A 14,672-nucleotide genomic window follows, 5' to 3' on the forward strand; every position below is an offset into this window, starting at 1 on the left:
AAACAAAAAAAGCGTATATACAGAAAAAAACGCAAAAATCGTTTGTTACCTTGTTACCAATGGCTGAAAGCCTTGCCATTCGTGGCTTTCGTGGTAACAAAACACATATTTTAACCTTGTTACCATTTGTTACCGCTCCTATTTTTTAAGCGTAACCATCTGAATATAAAAGGGTAACAAGTGGTAACAAATCGGTAACAAGTAAAGTTATGTTCATTTGTTACCGTTTTTTCTATGTTTTTATATTTATATTCATATAGTTATAAATGTTAAATTTTGTGGTAACAAAGGTAACAAGTGATTTTGTCTCGCGCATATGGTTTTATCTATTCGCGTGTCTTGGTCTTCTTTCCTTTTTATGGACTCCAAAAATTCAAGGGCTGCATTATTACGCGCGCGCGTATTGGTCTTGAAATTATTTATTCCTCTGCTTGCTTTTTTGGTAGATATGGCGGGAATAGGGCGTAATTGCGCTGTAAGCGTGTTTTGTTGACTTGGTATGGGTAGGTATAGGGCGGGGTGTGAATGGCTCTAATTTTTGATATTTAGGGGCTTCCTGTTGATTTTATGCTTTCTTGGTTGGTCTGCCTGAATGTTTAGACGTAAAAAAGCCCGCCTGTGTCGGTAATAGCGGGCTTGGTTGGGATTTTGGAATTAACCCCATGTAAATGATTAGTCGTCCAGTTCTATATTTGTAGCTAAAACATGAAACCAGCCGTTACCTTTCCGCTGGTGTTGATAGCCTCTGTTTTTGTGGTTATATTTCAACAATCCATTATCTGCCAACACACGGCATACTTTTGATTCATCGAAACTTTGGGCGATTTCATCGGCAAAGACACGGCGGATTACCCACAATTCCAATTTTTCCCCCTCCTGTTTCCTATATCCTGCATGATCTTTATTGGTGCTTTTATCGCTCCATTCCATAAACCGCGTGCCTAATGCGTGTTGGGCGATAAAATCCTCTGCCTGCTCAATAATTCGGCGGTCTTCGTGTTTTCCTGCTCCGTTGGCTTCCAGCCATTCATCAAAGCATTTTTTCACGCCTGCCATGCCTACACCTACGGGCAAGCCGGTAACAGGGGCGGCAAGTTCCAAAGCAGCGGCGGCAATCGCAAAGCGTTTTGCTACTCTTCGCGCCTGTCCTGATAATTCGGGAATGGTTGCCATAAATGCGGCCATGCGCTCCGTTGCCTGCTGTTTGGCTTGTTCTAGGTCGTCTAAAAGCTGTCGGATAAATAGTCTTCCTGCCGTTCCGTGATATTTTTCTGTTGATTGGGCGATATGTTCGCTCAACAATGCGCCATCTTCAAATCCGTGCAATGTGTCATAAATGCCGTATTGCGCGGCGGCTCTGATACTAGGCAAACGGGCGGCTTGTCCTGCGTTCCAATCGCCCTTATGGTGCTTCAAGATGGAATCAGGGGTCTTTTCGCCGGTGGAAAACATCATCACTTTCCAGCGGCTTAAAGCGCGGTTTCCGCCTTGTTTTGCGCCTTGCACTTTGTTGATCCCGTTCATAACGCTATAAACAGTATCGCCGATAACGTGCGGGCTTGCCTGTCCTATTTCGTCCAACACCAGCAAGCCATCATTACGGGCGGCGGCTGTGTTGGAAAAGCCTATTTTCGTACCGCTCCAAGACAACAGGCTGCCTGATGGTTTGCCCCATACGCTCAAAGCTACTTTTGCGGCTGTGGTTTTACCGTCTGAAGAATCGCCCATCAAGTGGAAGCCCCCCGATTCTTCGTTTAACAGGGAAAGTAACGGGGCGGCAAATGAAGCTCCCAAAGCAAGGCATAAACGGCTATTTCTTACTGCATATCGGGCTATATTTTGCTGCCAGTCGGTAAGCTCTCCGTTTGGCTGATATGCCTTTGCTTGGCTGGTGTCGCCGTTGTAGATAATGGCGGGGTCTTTGTCGGTCGCTGTGATGGTTTCCCCGCTAGGCATAATGTAGCTGTCTTCGTGCCAGCCTGCGCGGTCGGTAATGGTAAAGGCCGCCTGGCTTCCCTCTTTCTGCAAATAGTCTGCCAGTCTTTCCCTTTTTGCCCGCCCGCTCATGATGACTAGGCCGAAATTCTGCAAACGCTGCCAGCCTTGAACTGTGCCGATTTCTGCTTGTGGTAGGGCGGTGGTCTTTTGTTGGCGTGTGATTTTGTCTTTAAACTTGATAATCCGATAATACGCGCCATCATTGTCTTGCCCCGTGCCTATAATGTCGATAGGGTCGGAAAGCAATAGCGGCTCTGCTTCGACAATATCGCCGTCTTTGTCGGTTCTAACGTTTATCCACCATACGCCCCGATTATTGGTGTCAAAGCGAGGGTGTGGACGGAATGACTCGATATTTTCAAGGTTGTAATCGTTGGTACTTTCCTGCTTCGCTGTTTCGGTATTTTTCATGCTGTCTGTCCTCCGAAATGGTTGTCTGATTGCTTCTTCTCGTTCAGTTCGTCTAGTGCGTCATAGCCGGGCGTTTTGCTTCTCCATACTTTCGCCATGATTCCCTGCTTAAAGGCTCGCATTGCCAAGTCATAAGCGGCTCTGTAACCAACAGGGCGGGGCGTGTCGTTATCGGCAATAATCGCAATTTCTTTTATACCGTTCGGAAAGTGAAAATTTGCCATGCTGTTTGCGCTCAAGGCCGCGTATAAGCCCCAATCGTAAGCCTTGCACAATTCGCGGGCGGCAAGGGCGGTTTCTATGCCCTCTGCAATGACAAGACGGCCATTTTCAGGAATCGGGAACAAGTGGACGGCTTGCCCCGATATGCTGCCTTGCTTACGGTTTCGCATTTTCTTGGCCGGTAATGTTTCGCCCGTTTCAGGGTCTTTGATTTCCAGTTTCTGATAGCGCGGGGCGTGTAGTCCGTCCTCTCCGCATGGCTTGTCATAGCCCGCCTGCAAATAGGTCAGGTGCAAGCCTTGTAACTCCTCGTCCATATCGCGGATAGCGCAAACCATACACGGGAAACTACCAAGCAAAAGCGGCTTATCCGCTCCCGTTGCCCAATAGTCTTTTTCAGGTAGGAAACGGACGTTTTCGGGTAAATGCGCCATCTCCAAACCGCGTGATTTCAAATACTGGATAACAGGGGAATCGGGGCGGATAGGTTCTGTGCTTCTCCACAATTCGGCCAGTTTCTCGATTTGGTCTTTTTCGGGGCATGGTTGCTCTTGTGGGCGTGTTGACGGTATCGGCAAGGGGTCTGCATTGTCCATGCCTAAAACGCCTGAAACCTGCTTTAAAGCCGTCTGAAAGTCGCATTGCAAATAGTGCATTACCAAGCCGAAACCATCGCCCGCACCGTTGTTGTAATGGCTGCAAATGAATGTGCCGTTTCCGTCCTTGTCGTCATATCTGAAACGGTCTTTCCCTCCACACGCGGGGCAGGGCTGGTGTTTGTTTTTCAGGTATCGCGGGTCTATGCCGATAGCGGCGTGGATTTCCGGCCAGCGGTATTGCGCGGCCGCTCTGATTTCTTTGTATGTTGGTTTCATTTTCCTACCTCCTCGAATCTGTCCATAGCTTCGCGGGCTATGACTGATACAGTATGAATCGCCTCTTTTTGGCTTGATCCGTCATTCACAATCAGCAAGATAGTGCTTACAACGTCCACCGCTGCGATTGCCTTTTCTTTGCTGTTTAGTTGGTTTGCCAGTTTATCCATGATGGTTTTCATTGCTCTGCCTCCTCTGATATTGGCTCTAAAACAATTCCGGCGGTCGGGTCTGTTTCCCATATCGCGGGCGTTTCCTGCTCTAGTTGCTCCGTGTCAGCGTGGGCGGGCTGGTTACAGGCTCGGACTACCAAAGCCAAAAGCAACACCCAAAACACCAGCAAAGCGCGGTTTAAATACCGGCGAAAACGGTCGGATTTATTGGTCTGTTTCATGGTTTTATCCTTTGCTCTGCCTCCAGTGTTTCAAAACATGAATCTAATAAAATCAATAGGTTATAAAAACACTAGGGTGAAGTTTGCCCTATGCCGTCTGAAATAGGCGGCATAAAGGCGGGTAGATGTCAGGGAATAGGTGGGCTTAACCGGCGTGGGTTACGCTGTAAGAAGCCCATTCTTTCAGGCCGTCTGAAAGCCCAAGCAGGGCGGAAACCTGATTTACAGATTCCGTAAAGCTGTAACCAAACACCAACGTCAGCAGGTCAAAACCGCTGCCGCCTTTGGGGGGGCATTGGTTGCAGATGTAGCCGCCGCCGTCTGAATCGTCAGGGCGCGGGGTGGGGTCGGTTTTGAATATATCCCTCAAGCTCGGATGACAAACCGAAAGATTCCAAGTTTTCCGCATGGGGGACTAGGGTTTGAATGACTGTGGCAAGGCGTGCCGTGCTTATGATCGCACTTATGGGGGCGTTGTGGACGGGATGGGCGGCCATGTTGTCGCAAATGGTGTCGATGATTGCGCCCGTATTGGCGATAAATTCGCCGCCGTAGTACAGCGCGTCCATAATGCGGTTTGCCAGCTCTAAAGGGATGGTTACCGTTTGGGATTGATTTTGAATGGTTTGGATTTGGGTAGAATTTGAAGATTTCATGAGATGTTACCTTTCTGTTTGGCTAATACCGCCTTTCCGTTCCTACACGGTGGGGCGGCGGGCAAAGGGCAAGGGTAGGAAACTGGCAAACAGTACCAGCGGGCGTATGCCCTCCTTGCCCCCGCCCACCATGAAAGGTAAAGCTAGGGGATAGATACAAAAAAAACCGCTAGGCGGCTTTGTATCTGCCTGTTTGTTTCAGCTTCCTACGGCTGACCTGCTATTGAACAGGTTTGATAATCTTGCCGTTTTGCTTGGTGTTTGTAAATACTTTTCAGACGGTATTTTTATAAGCGCCTGATTCTGCTTTTAATTAAAAGGATTTATGCCTCGTCTAGCACGTTTTACAGGCGCGCTTGGCGTTATGACTTGCTCCTTTCCGACACCAGCAAAGAAAACCGCCCGCGTTTCACGGTCTCCCCGAATTGGTTTTGCACTTCTTCCATCACGGTTATGATTTCATGCCCCGCTCTGCGAAGCTCCATAATGCGCGTGTTATAGCCAAGTATGCCCATCTGTGTCAGCTCCCATGATGTAACGCTCCCTTTTCTCAATCGGTTTAAAATGCGCTCTCTTTGGCTTGGCGTTTTGGGCTTGTTATTGATACAATCAAATTTCATAATCTACTCTTCTTTCTGCCGTCTGAATGTCCGTTCAGGCGGTTTTATTTTTCAAAAATTAGGTCTTGAGTTACAATCGCGCGCGCGGGCGCGTACTGTTACGAAAACTCCTGTTCTCCTTTCATTAGCTTGCCTGTTCTGTAAGCCATTTCTTCACTTCTCCTGCTACATAAAAGCGGCTGCGTGTGCCTGTGATTTGGCGTGATTGTGGGAATTGTCCTGCTGCCTCCAGTCGTCTAATTTGGCTGCTGCTCAAGCGAGTGATTCCGCGCCGTCCTTTCGCTTGGCTGGTCTCAAGTTCTGCAATAGTTAATTGCGCGGTATCAGGTAAGTTGTCGATATTGATAATGTGCATTTATTGCCTCCGTTTGGCTAATCACGCCTGCGGGTTGCTGGCGTTTCGATAGGCACAAATATAGCCGCCTCAATGGGCGGCTGTTTAGGCAGTAGCGTGTTGATTTCATGAAATAGCGTGTTGATTTCATGAAGTCAGCTAGTTGATTTCATGTTTTGCTCAAATTTTTTTATCCACTCTACAACCGTTCTTTCTGTTGGAACATCAGGGGCGGGGATTTCACCGTTATTAATTTTACGGATAATCAGGCTGATTAATTCAGCTTTTCCTCCTCTTTGATTTAACTTTTCCTTTCTTTCCTCCAATAACTGATTTACGGCTGCTATCGTTCCTGCTTTTTCATAAGGGCTTTGCTTGGCTTTTCCTGCTCTTTTAGCGTTTTCCGAAATTGCATTTTCTTTTACTTCTTTTATAAGTTTCTTCAGTTCCTCATCTCTCTGACTGCTCATAAAATCATATTCAGCAATCCTTAAAATGTTCCATGCCCTCAATAAATCGCTCACTGCATTTTTTCTACGAAACTCTTTCCATTCTTGAAGAGGGATTGGAAAATCTATATCACTTGCTTCATCTTCAATAGTTTGTGGGTAAAACCCACTCATAGCATTTTCAAAATGCTTTAAAGCTAAAACTGCGACTAATTCAAACTCTTTTACATTTGGAAGCTCATCATCTTCATCATCTATCCCATATCTCTCAACATACCCTAGTAGTGCTTCATAATCCTCAGTGTTTTCCTCTGTTTCTAAGTATGATGTCTCTTGGATATATTCGATAGCTCGATGTGTTGGATAACAATTTACCTCTCCATCTGAATAATCCCACTCGAACAAATCATGCAGACTATCATCAAAGTGAAGGGCTTCTTTTAGTTCACGAATGGCTGTATCTTCTTCCTCTTGAAAATAATATTCGATGTTTTCATCAATCAATCTAATAGCATATTCAATTTGCTCATGCGTCCTGTTCTGCAACAATCGCTTTAACGCTGCTAACAGTCTGCTTGTAGCTGGTGCTGAAAAGCTACTAGCCTGCCAAGCCAAATTTTCTAATTCTTCCCATGTTCTCATTATGTTAGCCTTAAATTTCCCCGATAACTTGAAGCGGATATTTTCAGACGTATTTTTAGGCAATCGCCTCAATTCCCTTGTTCTTGACGATGGTAAGCAACTTCAAAGCTGCGCCGCTCGGCTTTTTAATACCCCGCTCCCATTCGGAAACTTGGTTTTTACCGATGTTTAGATACATGGCAAAAGCGGCTTGAGATAATGCTTCACGCTCTCTGATTGCCTTGATGTCTTCGCCGCTCAATGGTTTGATTTCGGTCAGGCATGATTTGTCAAAATCGCGCATGGTTTTTTTGTCGATAATGCCGATGTCGTGCAAACCCTGCATGGTTTCATGTATTGCTGCAAAAATCTCGCTTTTGTATTTCATGGCTGTATCTCCGTGAAAGTGCCGTTTGATTTGGCTTGTTCTATGTCGGTTTCCGTCATTGCCAAGATGATGGCGGCGGCTTTCTTTAATTCTGCAAGTTCTTTGTCCGTGATGTTTTCGCGGTCGTTCTTGGCAAAAGCGGTCATGAAAAACGCCCGTTCTCCATGCCTGAAAAATATCAGGCTACGATAACCGCCGCTTCTGCCTTGTCCTTGCCTTGCTATGCGCTGCTTAATAACACCGCCGCCTAAATCTGCGTCTATCAGTCCGTCATCTGCCCGCTCTACTGCTTCTATTAGCTCGGAATCGCTGATTTTGTGTTTCTTGGCAAATTTCGTTATCCACTGGTTTCTAAATATCCGCATGGTTTTCTTTCGTAATGCTTAAGATGATAGTTTATTCTGCCGTTTCCTGCAATATGCCTGAATGTGCTTTCAATTCATCAAGATAATCAGCCCATTTTTGAACCATATCGGCGCGTTGTTCTAAATATTTTGCATGGTTGTAGGCTGCCCTTGTCGTATTGGGGTCTTTGTGGGCTAGTTGTCGCTCTACCCAATCGGCGTTATAGCCCATCTCATTCAATATCGTGCTGGCTGTATGTCTAAAGCCGTGCTGTGTGGTTTCTTCCAAGAATCCTAGACGGTCTAATGCTTTTCGTATTGCTCCCTCGCTCAAGGGCTGTTTTTTGCTGGTGTTACAAAATACATATTCATAATGCCCTGTTACAGGTTTCAAGCCGTCCAGTATTGCTAAGGCTTGGCGGCTCAAGGGGACAATATGGTCTATCTTGTTCTTCATGTTTACGCCGTCTTTATAGTATTGCTGCTCCTCCCAATCAATTTCACACCAGCGCAATAAACGCAATTCGGAAGGGCGGGCAAATACATAAGGGGAAAGCTGTAATAGGGCGCGTGTTTGCGGAAAGCCAGTGTAACCGTCAAAAGCCCGTAACACTTCGCCTAGCTTTTGCGGGTCTTTAATGAAACGGTAATGTTTCTGCTCCACCTTTGCCAGCTCTCCCCGCAATTCGGCGGCGGGATTGAATAGGCTCAAGCGAAGTTTCACGGCATATTTGAAAACTTGGTTTACTACGTCATAAATTTTTTGTGCCGTGTCATATTTCCCCGCCGATTCCAGCCTCTGTAACAGTCCTAAAACCTCAAGCGGCATGATTTCGTCTATTTTGCGTGTTGCAAGGTCAGGGAAAATATGAAGCTCAAGGCTGCGGATAACTCTTTGTGCATGGTCGGGCTTCCATTTATTCGGCTTTGCTACTTGGTCGCTGTGCCATTTGCGCGCAATAGCCTCAAATGTGTTTTTTAGCTGCTCTGCCTGCCTCTGTGCTTTGTCTTGCTGGTGTAGCTTAGGGTCTATCCCTTTTGCTATCAGCCCGCGTAATTCTTCGCGTTTTTCTCTTGCTTCTTTTAAGCTGATTTCAGGATAGACACCCAGTCGCATTTCATCGCGTTTGTTGTCGCTTGGCCGGTAGTAACGAAAACGCCAGTATTTGCCGTTTCCCCTTGCTTGAAGATATAAGCCGCCGCCGTCTGATAATTGATTCGGCGGTTGTAGTTTTTTGCATTGGCTATCTGTAAGTGGCAGCGTCTGTTTAGGCATTTTTAATCCAGTTTGGGGTAACTTTTAAAAACTCATTAAGCCATTGTTAATAATTGGTTTTATGGATTTTTGGGGTAACTTGTTTAAAAAAATAGGGCTAATTTGCCCACTTTTCGGGCTTGTTTTTTGGGTAATTCCTGAAAAGTTACCCTAAAAGTTACCCCATAAATGATGAAAACTCAAGCATACGCCAGCATATTCGAGGCAATAAAAAAGCCTTGAAACCGTTATGGCTCAAGGCTTTATGCGTATTACAGGATACTGCTGAAAATTGGGTATGGTGGAGGCGGGGGGAATCGAACCCCCGTCCGAAAGTCCTCTACAGAGCGTTCTACATACTTAGTTGTGTCTATTTAGAATCTCGTCCCCATCATGCCGACCAACAGGCCTTCAGAGAACCAGTTACCTTAAATCTCGTTTCCTGCCAAGTAACCCGACAGAAAACCAGTCAATGTAGAATGACGTTGCGGTAGCTTGCGCTACACAGCCCATTGACCAACTGCTGCAACGGCAGGCCTTAAGCGGCCAGTGCGTAAGATTCGTCGTTTGCGACTATTTAAATTCAGTGTTTTACGGGGAATCTGAGACCCCGGTATGCCCGCATCTGCTTTGCAACCCCCGTCGAAACCAAGATCGCCCCCAGATAGGAAAAGTCGATTATACGCATGTCAGCGTGCTTTGCCAAGCTGCCGATTGATTGAAAAGGCCGTCTGAACAGCAGTTTGCTTTTTCAGACGGCCTGTTTGGTTTAGATTTATTGATGGTAGTTTTGCAAGAAGCGTTTGAGTTTGTCCATGGCTTCTTCGATTTGATGAACGGGCGGCAGGGTAACGATACGGAAGTGGTCGGGGCGTATCCAGTTGAAGCCTGTACCTTGGACGAACAAGACTTTTTCACGCACGAGCAAATCGTAGACGAATTTCATGTCATCTTGAATACCGTACATTTCGGTGTCGATTTTCGGGAACATATACATTGCACCCATCGGTTTAACGCAGGAAACACCGGGGATTTGGTTGATCAGTTCCCATGCTTTATTGCGTTGTTCCAACAGGCGGCCGCCGGGCAGGATAAACTCGTTGATACTTTGATAGCCGCCCAAGGCCGTCTGAATGGCGTGTTGCATCGGCGTATTGGCACACAGACGCATGGAGGAGAGCATGTCGAGGCCTTCGATATAGCCTTTGGCATGATGTTTCGGACCGTTGAGCACCATCCAGCCTTGGCGGAAACCGGCTACGCGGTAGGCTTTGGAGAGACCGTTAAAGGTAATGGTCAGCAAGTCGGGGGCGAGGGCGGCAATGTGATGGTGTACGGCACCATCGTAAAGAATTTTGTCGTAAATTTCATCGGCAAAAATAATCAGGCCGTGTTTACGCGCTAATTCGGCGATTTCCAGCAGGATTTCTTTGCTGTACACCGCGCCGGTAGGGTTGTTGGGATTGATGACGACGATGGCTTTGGTTTTTGGTGTAATTTTGGCTTCTATATCGGCCAAATTCGGGAACCAGTCGTTTTCTTCGTCGCACAAATAATGACGCACATTGCCACCGGCCAGTGTTGCAGCGGCGGTCCACAGTGGATAGTCAGGTGCAGGAATCAGGATTTCATCGCCGTCGTTGAGCAATGCCTGCATGGACATGGTAATCAGCTCGGACACGCCGTTGCCGATGTAAACGTCGTTGACGGTAACGTCGAGCAGTCCTTTGGTTTGATAGTAATGGACGATGGCTTTGCGTGCGGAGTAAAGGCCTTTGGAGTCGCAATAGCCTTGAGAAGTCGGCAGGTTGCGGATAACGTCAACCAAGATTTCATCAGGCGCTTCAAAGCCGAATGGGGCAGGGTTGCCGATATTGAGCTTGAGGATTTTGTTGCCTTCTTCTTCCAGTTGTAGGGCTTTTTTATGAACCGGGCCGCGGATGTCGTAGCAAACGTGGTCCAGTTTGGATGATTTGGGGAATTTCTCCATGATGTGTGTTCCGTAAAATTGTAGACAATGGGATAAATGTACTCTTTTTGCGGGTAAATTAAAAGGGTTTCAGACGGCCAAAGCTTACTTATTGCGTGCTTCAGCGCGGCGAACCGTCACGCTTTTGCCACCTATGCCCCAGTTGTCCATATCGATTTCGTCAATAACGACGACGGTTGTCTCAGGATTTTTGTTGAGAACGCGTGAGAGTAATTCGGTGACGCCGCGGATTAATTCGGCTTTTTGCTCTGCACTCGGGGCTTCGCTGCCGCCGGTTACTTTGATGTTGACATAAGGCATGGCTTTTTCCTTTTAAAATAGCGTTCACATGTTATCTTATTTTTATCAGGCCGTCTGAAATTTGATTGCAGGATTTTTCATTGCTCATGACTGCTTTTACAAAGAATTAAGTTTTTTGGAATAGATTGTTTTTACAATGCGGTTTTATTTTGGATGGATATCGTCATGAACCGTTTTCTTCAGACTTTGATTGTGGCCGCACCGATGGTAATTGCCGCGCCTTATGTGGCGGCGGAAACGCATCCGGCACAAAAGCAGATGCAGCAGAATATTGATGCTGTGTTGAAAATTGCACGCAATACGTCTTTGACAGAAGCGCAACGTGTGAAACAGGTTGAGCAGTATGCCAACCGTTATCTGGATTATGAACGTATTTCGGCTTTGGCTGTCGGTGCGCCATGGCGTGAATTTTCTGCCAAACAGAAAACCGATTTTATCCGTGCATTCAAAGATATGGTGATTGCGATGTACTCGCATTCTGCACTGATTGGTGCGGCGGATGCGAATGTGCGCCTGTTGCCGAAGATGACGGCAAACGGCAATAAGTTTGACGTTTTCTCGGAAATTCAGACCAAAAAAGGCACTAAGTATGAAGTGGCCTACCAGCTTTACCAAAGCGGTGGTGCGTATAAGATTTACAATATCCGCGTGGATGGTACCAGCTTGGTAACGGTATACCGAAATCAATTTGGCGAGCTGATTAAGAGCAAAGGCATTGACGGTACGATTGCCACTGTCGAAGCCAAGGGCTTGAAGAAACAATAAGGCAGATTGATAAAAGGCCGTCTGAAACTTGTTTCAGACGGCCTTTTTGTATTACGGGCTGATTAGGCGCGTTTGCGGAATTCGCCGGTACGGGTATCGATTTCGACTTTGTCGCCGTTTTCGATGTAAGACATCACTTGGATTTCAGTGCCGCCGACCAGACGTGCGGTTTTCATTACTTTACCGGAGGTATCGCCTTTAACGGCAGGCTCGGTGTATTCAACTTCGCGAACGATGATAGTAGGCAATTCTACGGAGATTGGGTTGCCTTCGTAGAAAGTAACTTCGCATACGTCTTCCATGCCGTCAACGATGAATTTCAACGCGTCGCCGATGTTGTCAGCTTCGATTTCGTATTGGTTGAACTCTTCGTCCATGAAGACGTACATTGGGTCGGCAAAGTAGCTGTAAGTACAGTTTTTGCGGGACAGGATCACGACGTCGAATTTGTCGTCGGCTTTGTAAATGGTTTCAGTAGCGGCACCGGTCAGCAGGTTTTTCAGTTTCATGCTGACTTTGGCGGAAGAGCGGCCGCCTTTGATGTATTCGGTTTTTTGAACGACCATAGGATCGTTGCCGACCATGAATACGTTGCCGGCGCGCAGTTCTTGTGCTGTTTTCATTGTGGTTTTCCAATCAAATCGGTTGTAATAAAACGCGCTATTTTAGCGTATTTTTTTGTGCTTTGAAATAAAGGCGGCAAGTTTTTCGACGGCACTTTTTTGGGCAAAAAGTCCGTCCCGCCATTTTGCCGCGCTTTGGCGCCATTCGTTTTGATGTGCCGTCAGGGTTTGCCATGCCTGCAGGCGTTGGTTGTCGCTGAGTGCTTCGCCGTTGTTGAGTTCGTCGGAAAGGAGGCGGTGTGCTGTGGCGACAACATCCGGATAAATCTGATGCGCTTTGTCCCAAAACGCGTGCAGCTTGTCGAGGTGGATATTTTCTTCTTGCGGGTAGATGTGCCAAAAGAAAGGTTTTCCGGCGAGCTGGGCGCGAATAAAGCTGTCTTCGCCGCGTATGACGGCGCCGTCGGCCAGATTGATCAGTTTGTCGAAATCTTGTTGGGCAACGAAAGGGATTTTGATCAGGGTAATGTGTTCGCTCTGATACACATCGCCGTCTTCAAGCAGGGCGTTTTGCGGCACTAGGCCGCTGTTTTTCAGGCTGGCGATGATTTGTGTACCTGCAAGCAGCAAGGTAATGGGTTGGCCGGCCTGTTGCCACATGGTCAGCCACTTTGCCCAAATATCGCTTTGATAGCCGAAAAGCAGCCATTCGGGCGCATTTTTTGCAGGAAGTTTGAGTTGTCGGCGTAAGGCTTCTGTATCAAAGCTGGTAGATTCAGCGTAATCGCATTCGCGCAGCAGGCCGCCGCTTTTTTCGCTGAAACCCATAAACCAAAAATATTTCTGTATGCCGCCGGCTTGGAGCGAGGGCATTAAGTGCAGCCTTTCGTTGCTGTCTTCTGCGCTGAGGTATTCCCAGTTAAGCCAAAGCGGTCGGTGTTGGCGGATGATGGATTGAACGTTGTCGGGTAGTTCGCAGGCGAAGGTTTCGATGACGATGTCGGGAGTAGGGGCTGTGTCGGTATCTTCGGCATGGTCGGCTTGCCAAGCGTGAATGCCGATACCTTGATGGATGTTGGGAATCGAGGTCAAATCAGGGCAGATTGCTTGAAGGGATCGGAAATCATCTGTCCACAAATGCACTTGCCAGCCGAGTTCGCGTTGCAAAATACGCGCCAGCCGCCATGAAACGCCGATGTCGCCGAAGTTGTCGATGACGTTGCAGAAAATCCAGCAGGTATAAGGTGGGGGAGTGTTCATGGAAAAATATGCCCAAGGCCGTCTGAAATATCAGAATGCGCCGAAATAGTGGAACAAATAAACAATCAGCAAAACAATCGGGATAAACATCCATATGCTTTGCCGTTTCAATTCGGGCTCTTGTTTGAGGTGGTGTTTGATGACGTCAAAGAGGACGAATTTAAATAGGAACGTGGCTTCGCAGGCAAGGATGATGCCGTTGATGAGGTGTTGCGTTTTGTCTTCGGGTGGGTTGAGGGCAAACCACAAAAGGGTGGCGAGCGGAATCAGGCAGACGGCGAGCCAGCGCAGAAGGATGGGTTTGGACATGGTGTGTGTGCAAGAAATAAAAGAAACATTATACCCTGTCGTCTTTCAGACAAGTGCAAATCAGGCTATCATTCGGTTTATTTGAAGCGAACATTTATCCCTATGCAAACCCAAGCCATCATCCGCCATATCGTTCAATGGCTCAAAGATTACGCCGAGCAGGCGCGTGCCAAAGGTTTTGTCGTCGGCGTATCCGGCGGCATCGATTCTGCCGTGGTTTCCACCCTTGCCGCGCAAACCGGTTTGTCGGTTTTGTTGTTGGAAATGCCGATTCGTCAGAAGTCCGACCAAGTCAACCGCGCACAAGAACACATGGGCCGTCTGAAACAGCGTTATCCCAATGTAAAAGCGCAAAGTGTTGACTTGACCCAAACGTTCGATACTTTTGCCGATACTGTTGACGTCAGCGAAACCGAATTTCCCAATAAACAGCTGGCACTGGCCAATGCACGCAGCCGCCTGCGCATGACGACGCTTTATTATTACGGCCAGCTGCATGGTTTGCTGGTGGCGGGGACGGGCAATAAAATTGAAGATTTCGGCGTCGGTTTCTTCACCAAATACGGCGACGGCGGCGTGGACATCAGTCCGATTGCCGATTTGACCAAGACTCAAGTGTACGCGCTGGCAGCCGAGTTGGACGTATCGGAAGACATTCAAAAAGCCGTACCGACAGACGGACTTTGGGATACCGAGCGTACCGATGAAGAGCAAATGGGCGCATCTTATCCCGAACTCGAATGGGCGATGAGCGTGTACGGCAGCCACAAGCCTGAAGATTTTGAAGGCAGACAGCGCGAAGTTTTGGCAATCTATACCCGATTGCACAAAGCCATGCAGCACAAAGTCAATCCGATTCCGGTTTGCAAGATTCCGGAAGAGCTGTTTTAAGTTTGAATATCAAAAGGCCGTCTGAAA

General features: G+C 47.4%; 19 protein-coding genes and 1 other RNA gene. 2 read left to right on the forward strand and 18 right to left on the reverse strand.

Features of this window, described 5'->3' with window-relative positions; all coding sequences use genetic code 11:
- Nucleotides 1-672: 672 nt before the first annotated feature.
- From HMPREF2675_RS02090 to HMPREF2675_RS02160, 15 genes are all read right to left on the reverse strand, one after another.
- Nucleotides 673-2,409, reverse strand: a complete 1,737-nt coding sequence (locus HMPREF2675_RS02090) for a DUF927 domain-containing protein (RefSeq protein WP_070813903.1) — start codon at nt 2,407-2,409, stop codon at nt 673-675.
- Complete coding sequence (locus HMPREF2675_RS02095; protein ID WP_070813904.1) at nt 2,406-3,506, reverse strand: DUF7146 domain-containing protein; 1,101 nt, start codon at nt 3,504-3,506, stop codon at nt 2,406-2,408. The genes HMPREF2675_RS02090 and HMPREF2675_RS02095 overlap by 4 nt, the downstream gene beginning before the upstream one ends.
- Nucleotides 3,503-3,688, reverse strand: coding sequence for a polyribonucleotide nucleotidyltransferase (locus HMPREF2675_RS02100; protein WP_070813905.1), 186 nt, complete (start codon nt 3,686-3,688; stop codon nt 3,503-3,505). The genes HMPREF2675_RS02095 and HMPREF2675_RS02100 overlap by 4 nt, the downstream gene beginning before the upstream one ends.
- Nucleotides 3,685-3,900, reverse strand: a complete 216-nt coding sequence (locus HMPREF2675_RS02105; RefSeq protein ID WP_070813906.1) for a PTS sugar transporter subunit IID — start codon at nt 3,898-3,900, stop codon at nt 3,685-3,687. The genes HMPREF2675_RS02100 and HMPREF2675_RS02105 overlap by 4 nt, the downstream gene beginning before the upstream one ends.
- Before the next feature lie 145 nt (nt 3,901-4,045).
- Nucleotides 4,046-4,270: a hypothetical protein gene (locus HMPREF2675_RS02110; protein ID WP_070813907.1), complete on the reverse strand. Its 225-nt coding sequence runs from the start codon at nt 4,268-4,270 to the stop codon at nt 4,046-4,048.
- Nucleotides 4,230-4,556: a hypothetical protein gene (locus HMPREF2675_RS02115; RefSeq protein WP_070813908.1), complete on the reverse strand. Its 327-nt coding sequence runs from the start codon at nt 4,554-4,556 to the stop codon at nt 4,230-4,232. The genes HMPREF2675_RS02110 and HMPREF2675_RS02115 overlap by 41 nt, the downstream gene beginning before the upstream one ends.
- Before the next feature lie 362 nt (nt 4,557-4,918).
- Complete coding sequence (locus HMPREF2675_RS02120) at nt 4,919-5,176, reverse strand: helix-turn-helix domain-containing protein (protein WP_070813909.1); 258 nt, start codon at nt 5,174-5,176, stop codon at nt 4,919-4,921.
- A gap of 124 nt (nt 5,177-5,300) precedes the next feature.
- Nucleotides 5,301-5,531 carry a helix-turn-helix transcriptional regulator gene (locus HMPREF2675_RS02125; protein WP_070813910.1) on the reverse strand — a complete coding sequence of 77 codons (231 nt, stop codon included), beginning with the start codon at nt 5,529-5,531 and terminating at the stop codon, nt 5,301-5,303.
- Nucleotides 5,532-5,665: 134 nt separating this feature from the next.
- On the reverse strand, nt 5,666-6,601 hold the full coding sequence (locus HMPREF2675_RS02130; protein WP_070813911.1) for a hypothetical protein: 936 nt from the start codon (nt 6,599-6,601) through the stop codon (nt 5,666-5,668).
- 55 nt (nt 6,602-6,656) lie between these two features.
- Complete coding sequence (locus tag HMPREF2675_RS02135; protein WP_070460005.1) at nt 6,657-6,968, reverse strand: helix-turn-helix domain-containing protein; 312 nt, start codon at nt 6,966-6,968, stop codon at nt 6,657-6,659.
- Nucleotides 6,965-7,333: a type II toxin-antitoxin system RelE/ParE family toxin gene (locus HMPREF2675_RS02140; RefSeq protein ID WP_070813912.1), complete on the reverse strand. Its 369-nt coding sequence runs from the start codon at nt 7,331-7,333 to the stop codon at nt 6,965-6,967. The genes HMPREF2675_RS02135 and HMPREF2675_RS02140 overlap by 4 nt, the downstream gene beginning before the upstream one ends.
- Nucleotides 7,334-7,364: 31 nt before the next feature.
- Complete coding sequence (locus tag HMPREF2675_RS02145; RefSeq protein WP_070813913.1) at nt 7,365-8,588, reverse strand: tyrosine-type recombinase/integrase; 1,224 nt, start codon at nt 8,586-8,588, stop codon at nt 7,365-7,367.
- Between the two features lie 278 nt (nt 8,589-8,866).
- Nucleotides 8,867-9,229: a transfer-messenger RNA gene (gene ssrA / locus HMPREF2675_RS02150) on the reverse strand.
- Nucleotides 9,230-9,342: 113 nt separating this feature from the next.
- Nucleotides 9,343-10,557, reverse strand: coding sequence for a pyridoxal phosphate-dependent aminotransferase (locus HMPREF2675_RS02155; protein WP_070813914.1), 1,215 nt, complete (start codon nt 10,555-10,557; stop codon nt 9,343-9,345).
- A gap of 84 nt (nt 10,558-10,641) precedes the next feature.
- The gene (locus HMPREF2675_RS02160; protein ID WP_003682441.1) at nt 10,642-10,857 is read right to left on the reverse strand and encodes a tautomerase family protein; all 216 of its coding nucleotides are present in this window, start codon (nt 10,855-10,857) and stop codon (nt 10,642-10,644) included.
- Between the two features lie 165 nt (nt 10,858-11,022).
- On the opposite strand from HMPREF2675_RS02160, the gene HMPREF2675_RS02165 reads away from it, so the two are divergent.
- The gene (locus tag HMPREF2675_RS02165) at nt 11,023-11,622 is read left to right on the forward strand and encodes an MlaC/ttg2D family ABC transporter substrate-binding protein (RefSeq protein ID WP_070813915.1); all 600 of its coding nucleotides are present in this window, start codon (nt 11,023-11,025) and stop codon (nt 11,620-11,622) included.
- A 62-nt stretch (nt 11,623-11,684) separates the two neighbouring features.
- On the opposite strand, the gene efp is transcribed toward HMPREF2675_RS02165, so the two are convergent.
- The 3 genes from efp to HMPREF2675_RS02180 are packed head-to-tail and all read right to left on the reverse strand — an operon-like array spanning nt 11,685 to nt 13,754.
- Entirely contained in the window at nt 11,685-12,245 is a 561-nt protein-coding gene (gene efp / locus HMPREF2675_RS02170; RefSeq protein ID WP_003747153.1) for an elongation factor P, read from the reverse strand.
- A 42-nt stretch (nt 12,246-12,287) separates the two neighbouring features.
- Nucleotides 12,288-13,445, reverse strand: coding sequence for an elongation factor P maturation arginine rhamnosyltransferase EarP (gene earP / locus HMPREF2675_RS02175; RefSeq protein WP_070813916.1), 1,158 nt, complete (start codon nt 13,443-13,445; stop codon nt 12,288-12,290).
- A 30-nt stretch (nt 13,446-13,475) separates the two neighbouring features.
- On the reverse strand, nt 13,476-13,754 hold the full coding sequence (locus HMPREF2675_RS02180) for a hypothetical protein (protein WP_003747149.1): 279 nt from the start codon (nt 13,752-13,754) through the stop codon (nt 13,476-13,478).
- Nucleotides 13,755-13,856: 102 nt separating this feature from the next.
- Between HMPREF2675_RS02180 and nadE the strand changes: the two genes are divergently transcribed.
- The gene (nadE, locus tag HMPREF2675_RS02185; protein WP_070813917.1) at nt 13,857-14,645 is read left to right on the forward strand and encodes an NAD(+) synthase; all 789 of its coding nucleotides are present in this window, start codon (nt 13,857-13,859) and stop codon (nt 14,643-14,645) included.
- Nucleotides 14,646-14,672: the final 27 nt, after the last annotated feature.

The sequence above is a fragment of the Neisseria sp. HMSC061H08 genome, from assembly GCF_001836795.1.
GTDB lineage: Bacteria > Pseudomonadota > Gammaproteobacteria > Burkholderiales > Neisseriaceae > Neisseria > Neisseria subflava_A.